This window comes from Gilliamella sp. B2717, assembly GCF_026536675.1.
In the GTDB taxonomy this organism is placed as follows: Bacteria; Pseudomonadota; Gammaproteobacteria; order Enterobacterales; family Orbaceae; genus Gilliamella; species Gilliamella apicola_I.
In genome coordinates, this window is the sequence record NZ_JAFNNQ010000032.1 from 583 (window position 1) to 788 (window position 206).

Sequence of the window (206 nt, forward strand, 5' to 3'; positions counted from 1 at the left end):
GACGGCGCTCGTCGGGGATAGGCTCCTGACAATTGATGCAGAAACGTGCCGATTCACCGGTGTAAACGTGTTTGTTGCTCAGCGCGGCAGTGGTAAAAATGTCGATCCGATCCTGAGCAATATCCGCTAAATCAGCCATTAGATCTCCTCCCGCATTTGTTCGCGCATGTATTCCGCCTCGTCACGCAGTAGATCCGCCGCCTCGG

1 pseudogene is annotated in these 206 nt (G+C 54.9%); it reads right to left on the bottom strand.

What is annotated here, in order from left to right:
- Positions 1 to 139, bottom strand: a pseudogene (locus tag J3U35_RS11590) (TraR/DksA family transcriptional regulator); the annotation flags it as partial.
- Positions 140 to 206: the final 67 nt, after the last annotated feature.